Consider the following 17,486-nt stretch of genomic DNA (forward strand, 5'->3'; position numbering starts at 1 on the left):
TTCGACGAATGACGAGCCATTCCTGTCTGGATAACGAGATTTAATAGTGATTTAACATTTAGTTAACTTTTATCATGACTTGACTGATCAGGCATTGTACCAGGTAAAGTAAGCTCACCCGACTTAACATCCTTCAGCAAATCCTGCAGCCATAACCGTTCTGTCTCGCTAAAACGCAATATTCCCTGAATCATGTGGGTTGAACCACGCGGTAACCAATCACCCTTAAGCTCTAGTACGAATTGGAGGTGCTTGATTCTTTCCTCACACGCTTCCAGCTGCTTTTCAATAATCGGCTCCATCAACTCATTTTCCCCATGCCTTGCGAATGGCAAAGCCAAGAAGAGAGGATGATGAGGATGGAAACCATTTCCCATCTGCTGATACATCAGCTCTTGCAGCTCGACCTTCCCTGTATCTGTTATACGGTAGATTGTTTTGTCTGGTCGATTATCACCGGATACCGAAATGATCTCGGCCACTTCAATGAGACCGTCCACTCGCAATTGATCAACTGCATAATATAGGGAGCCATCCTGCACCTTGAACGTATGGTGCCAATTACGCGCTTTAATGGTTTGCCTAATTTCGTAGGGATGGCGATTGCACTCCATTAGTAATCCAAGAATCAATAGCTTCATGGACATCCAGCATTACCCCCCATGGAACGATGGCTCTGGCTTAGATGCTCCATCCTTCTGATTTTGGGAATTCCCTGGTCCAGATGCTCCAGGTTGTCCTGGGGTGGATTTCTCCATCCGAGCTCGACCCATTAGAAGAGCAAACACCAAAGCAATTATAGGTAAAATCACGGACCATTGGAAAATAAAGATTATGGAGTCTGCAAGCTTACTCAATAAATGGTTAACAGCATCTGAGGATAACCCCATCTTAGCTTGCATCTCAGGGTCAAGTAGCACTTGGCCACCTTTAATCTTCTCCGCCACCGCAGGACTAAGATTAGGCACTTCAGCTATACCTTTCTGAAACTCATGCTTCTGTAAAGTACCGAACACCGTTACACCTAGTGCAGAGCCAATCGTCCTAAAGAACGTAATTAAGGAGGAGGCTGAGCCTTTGTATTGTGGCGGCACGGAATTAAGCGTAGAGATGTTCAAGAGTGAGAACGAAACACCCATACCCAATCCAATAATAACCATGAACAAAGTAATCAATAATCGACTTGTCGAAGTATCCATAACGAATCCAAGCAAGCATGACCCAACAAGTAATGTAATGGCTGATACGACCATAACATCACGATATCGGAATCTTGTCGCGAACCTACCGCCAATCTGGCTACTTAGTACAACACCAAGCATCATCGGGGTTAGAACTGAGCTCGTTTCCGTTGCTGTCTTGTGAAATACACCTTGAATGAAAATAGGAATATAAGTAGCCCCTGCTATCATTACTCCACCATAGAGAAGGCTTATGACCATACTGCTTGTGAACAATCGCTTTTGGAAAAGACTGAGCTTAATAATCGGGTCTTTAGCATATTTTTCTGCCAGTAGAAACAGAACAAGCAGTACCCCAGAGGCTACAAATAACGAAATCGTCTTAAGGGAATCCCATGCCCAGCCGTCCGATCCCCCCAGCTCGAGTCCGAACATTAAAAACAGAATAGTACCTGTAAGCAAAATAGCCCCAGCCCAATCAATGACTTGCTTACGGGTAACCTTCGTCTCATGGTAAGCCTTCACAATAAAAATAATAGCCAAAATTCCAATCGGCACATTAATGTAGAAAATCCAGCGCCAGCTCAGATTATCCGTAATCGCTCCACCCATAATAGGTCCGAATACGCTGGATACTCCAAACACTGCACCGAACAATCCCATCATCTTGCCTCGTTTTTCAGCTGGGAACAGATCGAAAATAATAGTGAACACAATCGGCATTAATGCCCCGCCGCCGATTCCTTGAATAGCCCGGTAAATGATAAGCTGATCCATATTCATAGCCGTTCCACACAAAATAGATCCTATTAAGAACAATACTAGCCCCATTAGGAAAAACCGCTTGCGACCATACATATCGGATAGCTTTCCGAATATAGGCGTTGATACAACCATAGCAATCATATAAGCGGAATAAACCCAAATAAAGCTTTCAAATCCTCCGAGCTTTTTAATAATAGTAGTCATTGCCGTAGAAACAATCGTCTGGTCGAGTGCTGCCATAAATAATCCGAGCAACAAGCCTGCGACAACTAAGCGATGATTGCTTTTTTTAACATCCATGCATTTCAACTTCCTTCCCATACTCTGATCTTAATTTACTCAAATTTGAGTTCTGCATTCCATATTATACTCAAATTTGAGTAGAACTCAACACTTTGCTACGAAATAAATAATCCCCTATAATGGAATGATCGACAATTCTTATTTATAGTCTTTTGTTCAATTGATAAATATATTCAATGCTTGGAGGCGATCACATGAACATTAGCCAGCTGGAGACATTGGTCACTATATCCAAAACACTCAGCTTTCGGAAAGCGGGCGAAGTGCTCAATTTGACGCAGCCTGCCGTATCAGCGCAAATTAAAAGCTTAGAAGATGAATTCAAAGCCATGTTAGTGGACCGCAATCATCCTGTTACACTTACAGACCGGGGTCAGGTATTTCTAGCGCATGCAGAGCAAATATTAGCAATCGTGGAGCAGCTAAAGCAGAAGCTGACGGATTTGAACCATATTCCACAGGGACACATCATTCTAGGTACAACGACATCGATTGCTATTCAAATTTTGCCGAGGGTTTTGTCCTATTTTCAAAATCAATTCCCCCTTATCAAAACGAGCATCCAGTCCATGTCCTCTACCCAAGTGCTGTCCAGCGTGGAAAATGGAACCGTTGACATCGGTATCGGTTATTTAACGGACCGCAGTTTGCAGGTAGAAACCTCTGTGCTCTATTACGACACCTTTGAATTTGTCGTTGCTCCTCAGCATCCTCTAGCCTCCTCCAATCGTATTAAGATCAGCATGCTCAAGGATGTTCCCCTTATCTTGTTATCTCCAGACACGCTGGGACGGCGTTTCGTGGATCGGTTATTTCGTGAGAACGGGCTAGAGCCTAATATCGTCATGGAGCTAGGAAGCAGTGAGGAAGTAAAACGGATGGTTGAGCTTAACATGGGAGCGGCCTTCGTCTCGAAGCTGTCGATCGCGGTAGAGCTTCGAAGAGGAACACTAAAAATGATTCCGATTAACGATGTTGAAGTTAGCCACCCCGTCGGAGTAATGACCAAGTCTGGGCGTTACGTGAACAGTGCTATGCTACAATTTTTGAATGATTTGAAAGGTATGCCCGAGGACCAATTCGTAGGTAGCGAATAAAAGTGACAATTAGGAGTGAGGATGATGAAATTTGATTTGCACACCCACCATGACAGATGCGGCCATGCATCAGGTAAAATCAATGATTATATCGTATCGGCAATAGATGCCGGCTTTCAGGTAATCGGAATTTCAGATCACTCGCCTTATTTTGCCCATGAACAAGACCAGCCTCAGCCAGGTATCGCTATGGCCAGAAGCGACTTCCCTAATTATATCGCCGAGGTGCTGAGACTTAAGGAAAAATACAAGGATCGTATTGAAGTATTGCTGGGTGTGGAATCTGACTTTTACATAGATCAAATTGAGCTCTACAGAAAGTCCTATGAGCCGTACCCTTTCGACTACATTATTGGCTCCGTACACCAAACAAGAGGAATAAGCATATTTAACCGCAATCGCTGGAACGGTAAAACCGAGGCTGAGCAAATCGATGAAAAAAAGCATTATTATGAGCTTATTCGTGAATCGGCCAATAGTGGGCTATTCCAGGTGCTTGGTCATATCGACGCCATGAAGGGGTACTTCCCACTCTTCGCTAATATTACCGGCGCAGAAGCTGAGATCGACGAAACGCTAAAAGCAGTTGCTGCAAACGATATTTCTATCGAGATTAACACGAGCGGCAAAACAAAGTATTGCGGCGGGTGGTATCCATCGGATTCCTTGCTCGAGCGTGCGTTGCATTTCGGAGTTGATGTTACGTTTGGATCGGACGCTCACGTCCCTGATCGTGTTGGGGATGAATGGGATATCGTGCAGAAGCGATTGCAAGAAATCGGCTTCAAGCGCTGGGTCTTTTTCCGGCAAAAGCATAAAATCATCGTTCCTTTGTGATAGCCGCGTTGGCCGGGGGCAATAGTTATAGATTTTATGGTTAATGCTCCCTCAGCCGCGTCGGTTGCCCCAAGGCGTGCCATACAAAAAAAAGGAAGCCTGCCATCGGTGGCAGGCTTCAATATTATGAAAAAAGGGGGTCTTGTTTATTATAATATCCGAGTTCTGCGACAGAACGATAACAGGAATGTTTCATTTGTGTAACAAAATCACATTTTCCTTATTAAGGTAGATCTATCAACATAATACGAGCACCTTTTTCGCTCAGAATGGACAGCTCAGGAACATTTTCTATCCGCGCTGCATCCCTGCGCCCAAGCTTTGCTTCACCATTAACGCTAACCTCACCTTCGAGCACGAACAAGAACACCTTCCTGCCCGCCCCCTGTGTAAAAGCTAACGGTTTACCCGCAGAAGGAGCCGATAAATAGATCGTCATATCTTGATGCACATGCGCGATTTTCCCCTCTACTCCGTTTGAGGAAGCAATGGGAACCAAAGTGTCCGCCAATCCCTCTGTATCGAATTCTGTTGTTTCATAAGAAGGACTAATCCCTTTCACGCTTGGCAAAAACCACATCTGCAGTAGGTCAAGCTGCTCATCTTTGGAAATGTTGTATTCCGAATGAAACACTCCTGTGCCTGCCGACATTCTCTGGATGCCGCCCCATGTCGTTTCAGCACGATTGCCTAAGCTGTCTTTATGCTCCAGAACCCCATTCAGCACCACAGTAACAATTTCCATTTCCCTATGAGGGTGCATGCCGAATCCTTCTGTTGCCGCAATGGAATCGTCGTTCAAAACTCTCATCGGTCCAAATTGCAAGTATTTCTCATCATAATAATCCGCGAAGGAAAAACTAAAGTTTGATTTTAACCAGCCATGGTCCGCCGAATAACGTTCGATAGCGCGTTGAATATTGATCAATGAAATAACCCCCCTGTATGAATTCAGTTTAACTGAATTGCTGAGCGCATACTCTTTTGCTAATTCAAATACTACCATAGTAACTTACAAATGTAAAGTAACTAACATATTTTTAATTTTTACTTACTTTTCGGAAGTGAGTATGTTAAAATGAACAACAAAGGGGGAATCGGTATGGACTATTCCAAAATGTGCCCCAAGTACGAATCGGCTGCTGAGTTACTGGGTAAAAAATGGACGGGGCTCATCATTCGAGTACTACTCGGTGGTCCCAAACGGTTTAAGGATATTAAAGAACAAATTCCTGACATGAGCGATAAGATGCTGACAGATCGCATGAAAGAGCTTGAATCAATTGGAATTCTTACCCGAACCGTATATCCAGAAATGCCGGTGCGTATCGAATATGAATTAACAGAAAAAGGCCACAACTTAGAGGAAGTCATTCTATCCATTCAAACGTGGGGCGAGAACTGGATGTAATGAACGAGCAATAACAAAAAAAGCAGCGGAGCCTATACTACTGGCTCGCTGCTTTTTGTTATTCGATGAGTTCCCGAAATCCAATAAATCCATGAGGCATAATAGCCTCCCAGCTTCCTCAATAGAAATGGTACAGTGACGAAGAGCGCTAACCCAATTCCCGCGGTAAACCATGACCGCTGCAAATTCGACCAATTCGGAAACGCAACATTCATGAGCCATTCCTTGTCGAACAAATGAAATGAGAAAAACTTTGAGCTTATTACTTCCGCCAGTGGCGATAACATTAATCCGATAGCTACTGCTGGAATGAGAATAGCGAATACAAACGAAAGAATACCTATCGGAAGCTGAATAATGCCATACGCCAAATTTCGATATTGCTGGATGTCCCCTAACACCTCAAGCCATCCCCGCCAGCTTTTAAGCCTTTCGTCACCGGCTACCGCTTTTAGACTCATCCCCTCCTCTAACGTTTGGTGCTGGATACTATCTGCCTCTCTATTTTCATAATCCGAAATCAACCGATTCTCTATGCGCAGCATCCGATGACACCAAATAAGAGTTCCTGCAAGTAATGGTAATCCAACGACGAATACGGCCAATGAAAGTCCTACACAAAGACCTGCAATAGCTATTACAAAAATAATAATCCGTCGCGGTAGTGATCCTATTAAAATTTTCCACGCTTTGAGTGCCTTCTTAAGCTTCATTATTTCTTGTCTCCCAACTAACCATCGTTGCCTTAATCATAAGGGAAAATTCGGAAAAGGGCACTTGGCTTTGGATCAGTTAAACACTGGACTAAAGTCTAGGCTGCATTAGCCTATTAGAATACTTTTTAATCCTTTTGATATGTTTACAATTTCGATACATGTCGATAAAACGCAGAAACATGACTCTCGTAATCTAACATCAGACAAAACATCTGAAGGAGAGTCATCTATGAATAAGAGAATCGTTTTTTCCGCCGCAATCGGCATAATCGCTATAGGTGTTTTATGGTCTAAAGCAGAAGCCTTGACGCATAGCAAGCCTGAAACAGCACCTATCGTCGCTTCTCCCTCTACTAAACCAACACCGAAGCCATCACCTGAGCCCTCTGTAGCACCTTCAGGAGGGCCTACAGAACCTACAAAGCAACCAATAGAAGAACCTTCTGTCAAACCCACTGACAAGCCCACAGGGAAGCCTACGCCTACTGGGAACATTAATCCACCTGTTAAGCAGCCTGTTAAGCCAGCCGATATAACCGCTCTTCTAGCTGCTAACTTACCTGAACTAAATTTCAAAAAAGACTCGGACGGCAAAATAATAGTAACCAACACTTCAAGTAATTATATACTCGTTAATAAAAAGCGCATGCTATCTTCGACTTATGTGCCTAAGGATTTGACAGTACCTAATGTGCCATTTTCTTTCTCAGGCAGCTCACCAAAGAAACAAATGCGCAGGGAAGCCGCTCTAGCTTTGGAATCCCTATTTAAGGCAGCGAAGAAAGATAAAATCGACCTAAAAGCCGTGTCCGGTTATCGCTCCTATGCCACTCAAAAATCTATTTTTCAAAGTAATTCCGATAAAAAGGGCGAAGAAGTAGCAAATCGGACAAGTGCACGCCCTGGACAAAGTGAGCATCAGACGGGTCTCGCTATGGATGTTTCTAGCGCTAGCGCCGGATATGATCTTGTTGAAAAATTTGGTGAAACCACTGAAGGAAAATGGCTTGCGAAGCATGCTGCAGAGCATGGGTTTATCATTCGATTCCTCAAGGGTAAAGAGTCTATAACGGGATATTCTTACGAACCATGGCATATTCGGTATATTGGCAAAGAAGTTGCAAAGGATATAACTAATAAGAAAGTGACGCTTGAGCAATATTTTGATACTATATCTGCTACCGTTAATAAATAAATTGAAGCTCTATGACTAGGTGACCCTATGAACAAAAGAATTCTTGTAGCCGACGATGAGCCAGGCATCGCCAATCCCATTTCTTATGCCTTTCGCAGGGAAGGATATGACGTAGAAACCGTCTTTGACGGAGAAGCTGCTCTGGAAAAGGCACTCAGCTTTAAACCTCACATTGCTATTCTAGACGTAATGATGCCTAAGCTGACTGGGTATGAGGTATGTAGGAAGCTGGATAATCGCTCTAATATGGGGATCATTCTGCTTACTGTCAAAAACGATATCGTGGACAAAATCGTTGGGCTAGAAATGGGCGCAGATGATTACATGACTAAGCCCTTTGACCTTCGAGAGCTTATTGCACGGGTTAAAGCGCTCCTGCGTCGCCTTGAAAAAAAAGAGCCCGAAGCAGAAACGATTACAGCAGGCGCTTTGAAAATACATTTACAGCTCCGTACTGTTCTAGTTGAGGATAGACCAGTAGAATTAACACCTAAGGAATTTGAGTTACTTACACTGTTGCTCTCCCATCCAGAACGGGTATACACACGAGATGAATTACTGGATACCCTCTGGGGGATCGAGTACGCGGCCGGAACAAGGACGGTAGACATTCACATGCAGCGCCTGCGCAAAAAATTAGGTGAGACGGGGCAGCTCGTTCTGCAAACTGTGTTCGGAGTAGGATACAAAGCCGTTGTGATCAGACAATGACCGCGATTAGCATCAAAATAAAGTTTAGTCTTTTTCTTGCCATTCTATTATTGCTCACTGTACTGGTGCTTAGCATCTTCGTTCTGAAGGGCATAGCGGATCAGCAGCAGCAGAAAATGGAGAAGGAGCTCCTTCAGCAAACAAGAATAGCCAATCTCAGCATTAAGCAAGCCTATCTGACTTCTCCACCTATCGAAGCTCAGCCGTTTCTTCGTAATCGAGGACAGCAGTTTGCCATGGACTTAGCCGTGTACGCAGGCATGCATGTTGTACTTTATGACAGCACTGGCAAGAAGGTAGGAGATTCCGTTCCCATAAGCTCGTCTTATGCTGTTGAGGATGCCTTATCTATTGCACTGCAAGGAAAGATAGCCTATCAACGCGAAGGACAATTATTATATTACTTAGCCCCTCTGCAAGGCCCCAACGAGCAGATGGGCGTCATCCTATTTCAATATTCGCAAGCCGAAGACATAAAGTTCTACCATACAATCGCAGGCTTGTTCATCCTTACCGGAGGAGCTGTTCTAGCCGCTAGCTTTATTTTGGGCTATCTCTATTTTAGACGTGCTACCTCGGCCATCATTAAGCTCAACCAAGCCGCCGAGCATATCCGCAGAGGGCAATTTCTGTTGTCTCATCCTCTTAAGCGAAGGGATGAGCTGGGACAGCTTAGCCAAGGAATTTTTTATATGAGCACAGAAATTCAGAATAGTATGACCGCTATGATTGCGGAGGAGAACAAGCTTCGTCAAGCTGTGGTCAAGCTTCAGAAGCTTGAGCAGCAGCAGAAGCAGTTTATCGGCAATATTAGTCATGAGTTTAAGACTCCCCTCACTTCCATTAAAGCCTACGTCGAGTTGATGGAGATGTACCGGGATGATGAAGCTTTGCACAGTGACGCGATACAGCATATTAGCCTTGAAACGGAGAGATTGATTGACATGGTTGAAAAAATCCTCCGATTAGCCGCATTAGAGAAATACGAATTTGAGCATCAAGCGGAGCTGGTGGATATACAAGAGCTGCTGCTGGGTCTTATTGACAGAATGAAGGCAAAGGCAGAAAGATTCGATGTCGTCATGATCTCCCATCTAGAAGAAGCTGTAATTTGGGCAGATCGCGAAAATGTCGTTCATATCATCATCAATCTCTTAGATAATGCGATTAAATACAACATGCCCGGCGGACAAATTATGATTTCTAATCATGAAACAGAAAACAAGGTCATTATTGAAATAAGCAATACCGGCACTCGAATTCCTGAGGAAGCACGCGATAAAATATTCGAGCCCTTCTTTACTGCTAACACTGACCGATCAAGACAAACCGGCGGAACCGGACTGGGACTCGCCCTTGTTAAACAGCTAGTTGAAAAGCATGGCGGTTCAATCGAGTTGATGAACAGTGAAGCTGGTACGGCCTTTAGCTTATCCTTCCCCTCTTATCAATCTCGTAATGACATATCAAAGAAGGAGGTCCTCCGATGAGCACAAGTACATTCAAATCATTTCTCATTCTTGCAAGCCTCATTGCCCTTATTGGCTGTCAGAGCGTAAATGTGGGTAGTGTAGAATTAGGGCAAAGCTCTAATAAGCAAATAACTATTTTAGATAATCCGGAAAAAATAACTTATGAGAAGTCCTCAATTGATGCTTTGGTACGGTTAGATGATGTAAGAGGGATGGATTGGATTAGCGAGGATGAAATCATTGTAGATAAAGAAAACACAGATTTCCCGCCCGAAGAAGCCGAAGGAGCACAATGGTATCCTCACAATTTATATATTCAATCCCTGCAATCCGGCGCGCAGACAGCCCTTTATCCTGAAAACAGAAATCAAGGATTTGCGCAAGTAAGCCCTGATAAAAGTAAGCTATTCTACAAAACATTTGATTTGCAAGCGAACACTGGACAAGGGTATCTTATGGATATCCCTACTCGAAAGACGTTCGCGTTTACGGAAAGGGACGCAATGGAAGTGGGGAATGGTCGCTGGGTAGATAACAATTCACTAGTATATGCCTCTATTGAAGGTACAATCTATTTTGCAAATGTGGATATCCCCCAACCAAAGAAGCTTATTGAAACCCGGATTCCTTTTATCAGCAATATTTCCTATCTCAACAACAAACTGTATTACACGACACCTTATAACGATAAAAATACGGCTAACCTGCTATTTGGCTCTCCAAAAGAAAAGCAGGTTGCATCTTCATTGGACAAGGTCTTATCAGTCGTCCCTTCTCCTGACGATCAGAAGCTCGCTATCGTTCGAAGAATTAAAAGCGGAGCAGTCGAATTACTCATCACAGATTTACAAGGTAATATTCTAACAGCAGTTGCTCAAGACTCGCAGATCTTCGGAACAGCATGGTCGCCCGATGGTACTCGCCTAGCCTATGCAGCCTTAGGCTATAGTGGGGTCTTGAGAGGAATTTACGTCGCCGATGAATCAACTGGTCTCTCTAACGCCTTATCTGTTGACATCAAGTTCATTTCGGACACCCTACAATGGAGTCCAACTGGCAACCGCCTAATGATAACAAGTACGCAGCCTGACGAACAAAAAAACCGCAACCGGTTTGTCACCTACCTCGTTCGAGTAAATGCAAGCTCGAATACTAAACGATAACAATTTAGCTCCGCCGTCCATAGCATAGAACGACGGCGGTAGCACACTCCAGCCGCCTAACCAAAACTTACTCCTCCAGATCGCAAAAAGCAGCATCAGCGCAAGCACCGTCCACTACCTGCCTAGCCAGCCTACAAAAAGTAACATTAGTGAATCCTCGTTCCTCTATCTGCCTCGCTACCAGCGGACTAATTGGTGGAATACCGGAGTTTCATCTGCTGCAACCCGCTGTCAGCGAACTAGGAACTACAAATATTAGCAACCCATGCAAAGAAGTCACTATGAGAGGATTAATCCTTCCCATAGTGACTTCTTTGACATTACGTTATGCGATTACATACCCAGCCATTTCTTGAACAAATGCTTAGTTGTGTCTTTGTTCATAGCGGCGATAGAGGTAGTAAGTGGGATGCCTTTCGGACAAGAACGCACACAGTTCTGTGAGTTACCACAGCCTTCAATGCCGCCTTCTTCCATTAACGCGTCCAAACGCTCATGCGCGTTCATCTCACCAGTTGGATGAGCATTGAACAGACGAACCTGCGAAATCGAAGCAGGACCGATAAAGCTGTTCCGGTCGTTAACGTTAGGGCAAGCTTCTAGGCAAACGCCACAGGTCATACATTTGGACAATTCATATGCCCATTGACGCTTGGATTCTGCCATACGAGGTCCAGGACCAAGATCGTATGTTCCATCAATCGGAATCCATGCTTTAACCTTCTTCAACGCACCGAACATACGCTCACGATTGATAACCAAGTCGCGAACGACTGGGAACGTCGACATAGGCTCTAACCGAATCGGCTGCTCCAGCTTGTCGATAAGCGTGCTACAAGCTTGACGAGGCTTGCCATTAATGACCATTGAACATGCGCCACAAACCTCTTCTAGGCAGTTCGATTCCCAGCATACTGGAGACGTGCTACCGCCATCCGCTTTAACAGGGTTACGTTGAATTTCCATCAACGCACTAATAACATTCATGTTCGGCCGATAAGGAACCTCGAACTCCTCCGTGAATGAGGAGGCTTCTGGACGCTCCCGGCGCGTAATAACAAACTTAACTTTACGTCCAGCAGCTGTTTTGGTTGTTGTTTCCGCCACTGCTTAGCCCTCCTTCTTCTTGCTCGTGGAGTAATCACGTTTACGTGGAGCGATGAGAGAAACATCGATATCCTCGTAAGTAATTTCCGGACCTTCGGCAGTCCATGTCGCCTTAGTCGTCTTCATGAAATTCTCATCGTCACGCTCTGTAAATTCTGGCTTGTAATGAGCTCCACGGCTTTCATTACGCATCAAAGCTCCTAAAGTCATAGCTTCAGCTAGCTCCATCATGTTCCACAGCTGACGAGTAAAGGCGACGCCCGTGTTGTTCCAACGAGCAGCATCGTTAATATTGATATTCTTGTAACGCTGCTTAAGCTCTTTAATTTTATGAATGGTCTCTTCGAGCTTTTTGTTATAACGAACAACCGTCATGTTATTCGTCATCCACTCGCCAAGCTCTTTGTGAAGAACATAAGCGTTCTCGTTACCATCCATTTTCAGGATCGACTCATATTTCGCTGATTGCTTATTACGCTCGCGTTCGAATACCTGCTCATCAAGGTCTTGAGAAGACTTCTTCAAGCCTTTAATATATTCAATCGCCTTAGGTCCCGTAATCATACCGCCATAGATAGCGGACAAGAGAGAGTTTGCACCAAGACGGTTAGCACCATGATATTGATATTCGCATTCACCGCATGCGAACAATCCTGGGATATTCGTCATTTGGTTGTAATCAACCCACATTCCGCCCATCGAATAGTGAACGGCCGGGAATATTTTCATCGGAATTTTCCGTGGATCATCGCCCATGAATTTCTCGTAAATCTCAATGATTCCTCCAAGCTTAACGTCAAGCTCTTTAGGATCCTTGTGAGATAGATCGAGGTAAACCATGTTTTCGCCGTTGACGCCCAGCTTTTCATCTACGCAGACATGGAAAATTTCACGAGTCGCGATATCCCGTGGTACAAGATTTCCGTAAGCAGGATATTTCTCCTCGAGGAAATACCAAGGCTTACCGTCTTTGTAAGTCCAAATACGACCGCCCTCACCACGTGCAGATTCACTCATAAGACGCAGCTTGTCGTCTCCCGGAATCGCAGTCGGATGGATCTGAATAAACTCGCCGTTAGCATAATGTACACCTTGTTGGTATACAGCACTCGCAGCAGTTCCTGTATTAATAACCGAGTTCGTCGTTTTACCAAAAATAATACCAGGACCGCCTGTTGCAAGAATAACAGCATCGCCACGGAAGGTTACTGTTTCCATGGAGCGTAGATCTTGCGCAGAAATACCGCGGCATACTCCGTCATCGTCAAGAACGACCGAAGTAAATTCCCAATGCTCAAATTTCTGCACTAGTCCTGCAGCTTCCCAGCGACGTACCTGCTCGTCCAACGCGTAAAGCAGCTGTTGACCAGTCGTTGCACCCGCAAAAGCTGTACGGTGATACTGTGTACCTCCGAAACGGCGGAAATCAAGCAAACCTTCTGGCGTCCGATTGAACATAACACCCATCCGGTCCATTAAGTGGATAATACCCGGCGCTGCTTCGCACATCGCTTTTACTGGCGGCTGATTCGCGAGAAAGTCGCCTCCATAAACCGTATCATCAAAGTGCTCCCAAGGGGAGTCGCCTTCACCTTTGGTATTAACTGCTCCGTTTATGCCACCTTGCGCGCAAACGGAATGTGATCTTTTTACAGGCACGATTGAAAATAAATCAACCCTTACCCCGGCTTCAGCCGCTTTGATTGTCGCCATCAAGCCAGCAAGCCCGCCTCCAACGACAATTACCTTTTGAGTAGCCATTCTAAGTTCTCCCTCCCTCTAACCTACTGTGACTGAACTCAATGTAGCTGCTGCTGCCGATGCGAACTCATCGCCGCGGAACGCGAACAGAGACAATAAGAACAAAGTAGCAATGATCACGAAGATGACCATGCAAATATTAGAAGAAATTTTTTGTGCACGCGGACCAACAGTAATACCCCAGCTAACAAGAAATGCCCAGAGACCGTTAGCAAAGTGGAAGGTTGCAGCAATTACGGCAACAACATAAATCGTAAATACAGTTGGATTACTTACGATGCTATTCATGTGCTGTCCTAATTCCTCATGCGTGACATTACCAAGTGCAATCTGAACACGGGTTTCGTAAACGTGCCAAGCTACGAAGATAAACGTAATTACACCTGTAATCCGTTGCAACGTAAATGCCCAGTTACGTCCGTAGCTGAATCGCCCCGTATTTACGTTTGATTGATAAGCGATATACAAACCATAAACCCCATGAAATAACATCGGGAGCCATATAACGAACATTTCTATAAAGAAAACGAGGGGCAAGCTATTTAGCAGATCAATCATGCTGCTAAAGCCCTCCGTTCCGCCTTCCCAAGCGGAGTAGTTCGTTAATGCATGCTCGATAATGAACAATCCGAGCGGAATTACACCAAGTAGCGAATGAAGCTTTCTCGGTAGGTAAGAATTACCTTTCATATCTGTCTTCGATCTCCTTTCGCATCCTTCTGTTCGACTTTAATGTCAGACTTAACCAATCGTCACCTTAATGTCATCGCTTTTAAGGTTACTCTATTTTCGCTTATAATGGAATTGCTTATTTAATATTATTACTTATAACTATTTTGCATAAGGGAATGGTGAAGCCATATGCTTGAGGATATGCGTCTGTTTTCTATGATTGTGGAGCATACAAGTCTGAATAAAGCGGCCGAAAGGCTAAATCTATCTCAGCCTGCCTTATCACGTAGAATTGCTCGACTAGAATCTGAGCTAGAGGTCGATTTATTCAGAAGAATCGGAAAGCGATTGGAGCTAACTGCAGCCGGACAGCTCACTTACGAATTTGCATTGGAGCTACGCCGCTTTCACGGCAGCTACTTACAGAAGCTGAACGCCTTCAAATCCGCGGAAGCACCTATAGCTACAATTGGCGCTAGTCTAACGACCCTTCAGACGACACTACCTGCTCTGATTACTGCGATGACAGAGAAGCACCCGAATCTTGAAATTAAAGCAGTGACCGGCAAGTCGCATGAAATTACTACGCTAGTAAAGGAACGCAAGGTTGATTTCGGACTAGTCGCCTCATCCGTCGAGGACGATGCCTCCATTACCAGTTTACCCTTGTTTGACGATCATCTTATACTCGTTCTTCCTAGAACACACTTTATATTAGAAAGAACACAATTTGAGGTCGACGATTTGAATGGCTTGCCGATGATTTTGTTCGCTCCAGGCACTTGGTATCGCACGCTTACTGACCAGTTATTCCGTAGGCATAATCTGAAGCCAGACGTCCGCATGGAAATCGACTCCTTCGAGGCGATCATCCGTTTGTTGTCCGCTTGTAGAGCAGGTACTCTATTGCCCAAATCCTATTTACGCGAGCAAGTGCTTAAAGATAATGATTTGTATCTCGTGCGAATCCCAGAGCTGGAGGAAACAAAGCGGACGACGTCTCTTATCCATGGCGATCCTGCGTGGCTTGCACCTTCTACACGCTATCTCATTGAGGAAACAAGAGCTTATTTTGCCCGGAACCAGACCACTATTTAAGCCTGTCGTAGCAAGGGTTTGAGAGCGTTTACCTTAACTTTCCTGTAGGATACCCCTCTTTACTATGCTAACCTTTTACAAGTAGTAAAGGCGGCTACCCAAACAATGGAAGGGGTAGTACGTTGTAACATCGCGATCTAATGAATGGTTTAGTAATTGTTTTAGTAACCATGCTTAGATTTGCACAAAAATTCGGCCAAAACCGCCAGGTGCGGGGGAAAAGAAACAAAAGTACCTTCCGGGCAACCGATTGTACTTGGGGTGAATCGCAATAATCAAGCGTAGGGTTGTCTCCCAGCCCGAGTCCGACAGCTAACCTCGCCGGCCAATCTAGGAGGATTTTATCAATGAATCACAGTTGGAAAAAGCTAAGTACACGATCTGCAGCGCTAGTATTAGGAGCTGCTATTCTGCTCCCGGGATTAACCGCTCACGCGGCTACCGCCTATACGGCTAAGGAAAACGATACGTTCTGGAAGCTCTCGAAGCAAATGGGTGTCCCGCTTCAGCAGCTCATGAATGCCAATCCTAAAGTTGATCCATTGAACATTTACGCAGGATTAAAACTGGTTATCCCGAACAATTTATCGAAAGCAGCAATGGATTCCGTCCCAATAGCCGAACCAGTAGTTTCGGCCCAATCCATTACGACGTCAAGCGGTCAATCCTTACCCTTCTCCAAAGTCATAAACATCACAGCATCAGCTTATTCGGCTTCATCTGAGGAGAATGGCAAATGGGGCGCAGTTGATTACTTCGGCAATCCGCTTAAGCTTGGAACGATAGCCGTTGATTCAGATGTTATTCCTTTAGGAACCAAGGTTTTCATTACTGGGTATGATTTCGCCGGCTTGCCGACAGGCGGCTTAGTCGCTACAGCAACTGATAAGGGCGGCGCTATTAAAGGCAATCGTATCGACATTTTCGTTCCTGGCTCGCGCAATTTTGTATCTGATTTTGGATTTCAGAGTGTTAAGGTATATATTTTGAACTAAGTAAGGTTTTTTACAGAAAACTGTATCTTTTGGGGCTATCCATCACATTTAATGTGCTGTTGGATGGCCCTTTTTTTCTATAATGCTTGTCCCTACCGTTTCTCAGGTATGGCCAATAGCTCCGTCAAAGTAACTGGCTCATAGTCATGAAGGCGAAGCCAGTCTATAATTCGCGGAAGTGCGTTAACTGTGCCTAATAAATTCTGGCCTTGGCCTCCTCCTGCATGCATTAGGACAACTGATCCTGGCCGAACTGCTCTAGTCACATTCCGAAAAACCTGCTCTGCGCTCAATTGACGCCAATCCGAGGAGTCCACATCCCAGTTGACAACGGTATAATTCTTTTTCTTCGCCCACTCTAATTGTCTTGGCAATATTTCACCATATGGCGGGCGCACAAGCTTTGGATTAAACCCAACAATCCCCTCTATTACCGCCTCCGCTCTGCCGATCTGCTCTTGCATTTTCACCAAAGGTAGCTTCGAAAAATCAGGATGGCTGTACGAATGGTTGCCAATGTTATGGCCTTCTCTATGGATACGCCTCAATAAATCGGGATGCTTACTGCTGCGTGTTCCAACGACAAAAAAGGTCGCATGAATCTTCTTCCTCTTCAGCACATTGAGCACCTGTGGCGTAAACCTTGGATCTGGGACATCGTCAAACGTCAATGCCACTTTGCGTGATCCGCGCGATGCAGACAATACAAAAACACCCTCATATCTGCGCTCAAGCTCAGACCATTTTACACCGGAAGGCTTAGCTACAGCATCAGAGCTATTCGTCCATAAAGACAAAAGGGTGATCGTGCCTATCATCAGCACCATCACCGCTTTTCCATAACGCCTCTTTCTCATCACGCCCATCCTCCCCATACCGCTCATCTTACCTATAGCCTGAGCGAATGGGAGGTTTTTCATTCAAAAGGGAAGTAATTACTTTCCATACTAGTCTGCTACCGAAGTTGTGGAGATTTCTGGGATTGCTACCTATTCATTTAAC

At 44.7% G+C, this 17,486-nt stretch carries 17 protein-coding genes and 1 riboswitch; of the genes, 9 read left to right on the forward strand and 8 right to left on the reverse strand.

What is annotated here, in order from left to right:
* Window positions 1–62: 62 nt before the first annotated feature.
* A complete protein-coding gene (locus tag KCTCHS21_RS21885; protein WP_130613402.1) occupies window positions 63–647 on the reverse strand; it encodes a PadR family transcriptional regulator in 585 nt (194 codons plus the stop codon).
* Between the two features lie 6 nt (window positions 648–653).
* Entirely contained in the window at window positions 654–2,246 is a 1,593-nt protein-coding gene (locus KCTCHS21_RS21890; protein WP_130613404.1) for an MDR family MFS transporter, read from the reverse strand.
* 197 nt (window positions 2,247–2,443) lie between these two features.
* Here KCTCHS21_RS21890 and KCTCHS21_RS21895 point away from each other — a divergent pair, with 197 nt between their 5' ends.
* Entirely contained in the window at window positions 2,444–3,346 is a 903-nt protein-coding gene (locus tag KCTCHS21_RS21895) for a LysR family transcriptional regulator (protein ID WP_130613406.1), read from the forward strand.
* Window positions 3,347–3,370: 24 nt separating this feature from the next.
* A complete protein-coding gene (locus tag KCTCHS21_RS21900) occupies window positions 3,371–4,183 on the forward strand; it encodes a histidinol-phosphatase (RefSeq protein ID WP_130616647.1) in 813 nt (270 codons plus the stop codon).
* Window positions 4,184–4,406: 223 nt separating this feature from the next.
* Here the strand turns inward: KCTCHS21_RS21900 and KCTCHS21_RS21905 are convergent, their stop codons facing one another.
* Entirely contained in the window at window positions 4,407–5,111 is a 705-nt protein-coding gene (locus KCTCHS21_RS21905) for a pirin family protein (RefSeq protein ID WP_130613409.1), read from the reverse strand.
* Between the two features lie 174 nt (window positions 5,112–5,285).
* Here KCTCHS21_RS21905 and KCTCHS21_RS21910 point away from each other — a divergent pair, with 174 nt between their 5' ends.
* A complete protein-coding gene (locus tag KCTCHS21_RS21910; RefSeq protein ID WP_130613411.1) occupies window positions 5,286–5,594 on the forward strand; it encodes a winged helix-turn-helix transcriptional regulator in 309 nt (102 codons plus the stop codon).
* A gap of 32 nt (window positions 5,595–5,626) precedes the next feature.
* On the opposite strand, the gene KCTCHS21_RS21915 is transcribed toward KCTCHS21_RS21910, so the two are convergent.
* Complete coding sequence (locus KCTCHS21_RS21915) at window positions 5,627–6,307, reverse strand: sensor domain-containing protein (RefSeq protein ID WP_130613413.1); 681 nt, start codon at window positions 6,305–6,307, stop codon at window positions 5,627–5,629.
* A gap of 232 nt (window positions 6,308–6,539) precedes the next feature.
* Between KCTCHS21_RS21915 and KCTCHS21_RS31770 the strand changes: the two genes are divergently transcribed.
* From KCTCHS21_RS31770 to KCTCHS21_RS21935, 4 genes are read left to right on the forward strand one after another with little or no spacing between them, the layout of a single operon-like run.
* Window positions 6,540–7,505: a D-alanyl-D-alanine carboxypeptidase family protein gene (locus tag KCTCHS21_RS31770; RefSeq protein WP_232057917.1), complete on the forward strand. Its 966-nt coding sequence runs from the start codon at window positions 6,540–6,542 to the stop codon at window positions 7,503–7,505.
* Window positions 7,506–7,532: 27 nt separating this feature from the next.
* Complete coding sequence (locus KCTCHS21_RS21925) at window positions 7,533–8,216, forward strand: response regulator transcription factor (protein ID WP_130613415.1); 684 nt, start codon at window positions 7,533–7,535, stop codon at window positions 8,214–8,216.
* Entirely contained in the window at window positions 8,213–9,706 is a 1,494-nt protein-coding gene (locus KCTCHS21_RS21930; RefSeq protein WP_130613417.1) for a sensor histidine kinase, read from the forward strand. Before KCTCHS21_RS21925 ends, KCTCHS21_RS21930 begins: the two co-directional genes overlap by 4 nt.
* Window positions 9,703–10,851 (forward strand): TolB family protein, encoded by a 1,149-nt coding sequence (locus KCTCHS21_RS21935; RefSeq protein ID WP_130613419.1) that lies wholly within the window; start codon window positions 9,703–9,705, stop codon window positions 10,849–10,851. Before KCTCHS21_RS21930 ends, KCTCHS21_RS21935 begins: the two co-directional genes overlap by 4 nt.
* Window positions 10,852–11,184: 333 nt before the next feature.
* Here the strand turns inward: KCTCHS21_RS21935 and sdhB are convergent, their stop codons facing one another.
* The 3 genes from sdhB to KCTCHS21_RS21950 are packed head-to-tail and all read right to left on the reverse strand — an operon-like array spanning window position 11,185 to window position 14,409.
* A complete protein-coding gene (sdhB, locus tag KCTCHS21_RS21940; protein ID WP_130613421.1) occupies window positions 11,185–11,958 on the reverse strand; it encodes a succinate dehydrogenase iron-sulfur subunit in 774 nt (257 codons plus the stop codon).
* Between the two features lie 3 nt (window positions 11,959–11,961).
* Window positions 11,962–13,719, reverse strand: a complete 1,758-nt coding sequence (sdhA, locus tag KCTCHS21_RS21945; RefSeq protein ID WP_130613423.1) for a succinate dehydrogenase flavoprotein subunit — start codon at window positions 13,717–13,719, stop codon at window positions 11,962–11,964.
* Window positions 13,720–13,737: 18 nt separating this feature from the next.
* Window positions 13,738–14,409: a succinate dehydrogenase cytochrome b558 subunit gene (locus tag KCTCHS21_RS21950; protein WP_130613425.1), complete on the reverse strand. Its 672-nt coding sequence runs from the start codon at window positions 14,407–14,409 to the stop codon at window positions 13,738–13,740.
* Window positions 14,410–14,580: 171 nt separating this feature from the next.
* Between KCTCHS21_RS21950 and KCTCHS21_RS21955 the strand changes: the two genes are divergently transcribed.
* Both KCTCHS21_RS21955 and KCTCHS21_RS21960 read left to right on the forward strand, forming a co-directional pair.
* Window positions 14,581–15,489: a LysR family transcriptional regulator gene (locus KCTCHS21_RS21955; protein WP_130613427.1), complete on the forward strand. Its 909-nt coding sequence runs from the start codon at window positions 14,581–14,583 to the stop codon at window positions 15,487–15,489.
* Window positions 15,490–15,673: 184 nt separating this feature from the next.
* A riboswitch (cyclic di-AMP (ydaO/yuaA leader) is annotated at window positions 15,674–15,831 on the forward strand.
* Between the two features lie 5 nt (window positions 15,832–15,836).
* Entirely contained in the window at window positions 15,837–16,484 is a 648-nt protein-coding gene (locus KCTCHS21_RS21960) for a 3D domain-containing protein (RefSeq protein WP_130613429.1), read from the forward strand.
* Between the two features lie 92 nt (window positions 16,485–16,576).
* Here KCTCHS21_RS21960 and KCTCHS21_RS21965 read toward each other — a convergent pair whose 3' ends face one another.
* Window positions 16,577–17,341, reverse strand: coding sequence for a polysaccharide deacetylase family protein (locus KCTCHS21_RS21965; RefSeq protein ID WP_232057918.1), 765 nt, complete (start codon window positions 17,339–17,341; stop codon window positions 16,577–16,579).
* Window positions 17,342–17,486 lie beyond the last annotated feature (145 nt).

It is taken from the genome of Cohnella abietis (assembly GCF_004295585.1).
GTDB classification, from domain to species: Bacteria; Bacillota; Bacilli; order Paenibacillales; family Paenibacillaceae; genus Cohnella; species Cohnella abietis.

Bases quoted from the DNA above. Each gene is read 5' to 3' on its own strand.
- KCTCHS21_RS21885 (WP_130613402.1), bottom strand. From the start codon at position 647: ATGTCCATGAAGCTATTGATTCTTGGATTACTAATGGAGTGCAATCGC.
- KCTCHS21_RS21890 (WP_130613404.1), bottom strand. From the start codon at position 2,246: ATGGATGTTAAAAAAAGCAATCATCGCTTAGTTGTCGCAGGCTTGTTG.
- KCTCHS21_RS21895 (WP_130613406.1), top strand. From the start codon at position 2,444: ATGAACATTAGCCAGCTGGAGACATTGGTCACTATATCCAAAACACTC.
- KCTCHS21_RS21900 (WP_130616647.1), top strand. From the start codon at position 3,371: ATGAAATTTGATTTGCACACCCACCATGACAGATGCGGCCATGCATCA.
- KCTCHS21_RS21910 (WP_130613411.1), top strand. From the start codon at position 5,286: ATGGACTATTCCAAAATGTGCCCCAAGTACGAATCGGCTGCTGAGTTA.
- KCTCHS21_RS21915 (WP_130613413.1), bottom strand. From the start codon at position 6,307: ATGAAGCTTAAGAAGGCACTCAAAGCGTGGAAAATTTTAATAGGATCA.
- KCTCHS21_RS31770 (WP_232057917.1), top strand. From the start codon at position 6,540: ATGAATAAGAGAATCGTTTTTTCCGCCGCAATCGGCATAATCGCTATA.
- KCTCHS21_RS21925 (WP_130613415.1), top strand. From the start codon at position 7,533: ATGAACAAAAGAATTCTTGTAGCCGACGATGAGCCAGGCATCGCCAAT.
- KCTCHS21_RS21930 (WP_130613417.1), top strand. From the start codon at position 8,213: ATGACCGCGATTAGCATCAAAATAAAGTTTAGTCTTTTTCTTGCCATT.
- KCTCHS21_RS21935 (WP_130613419.1), top strand. From the start codon at position 9,703: ATGAGCACAAGTACATTCAAATCATTTCTCATTCTTGCAAGCCTCATT.
- sdhA (WP_130613423.1), bottom strand. From the start codon at position 13,719: ATGGCTACTCAAAAGGTAATTGTCGTTGGAGGCGGGCTTGCTGGCTTG.
- KCTCHS21_RS21950 (WP_130613425.1), bottom strand. From the start codon at position 14,409: ATGAAAGGTAATTCTTACCTACCGAGAAAGCTTCATTCGCTACTTGGT.
- KCTCHS21_RS21955 (WP_130613427.1), top strand. From the start codon at position 14,581: ATGCTTGAGGATATGCGTCTGTTTTCTATGATTGTGGAGCATACAAGT.
- KCTCHS21_RS21960 (WP_130613429.1), top strand. From the start codon at position 15,837: ATGAATCACAGTTGGAAAAAGCTAAGTACACGATCTGCAGCGCTAGTA.
- KCTCHS21_RS21965 (WP_232057918.1), bottom strand. From the start codon at position 17,341: ATGAGAAAGAGGCGTTATGGAAAAGCGGTGATGGTGCTGATGATAGGC.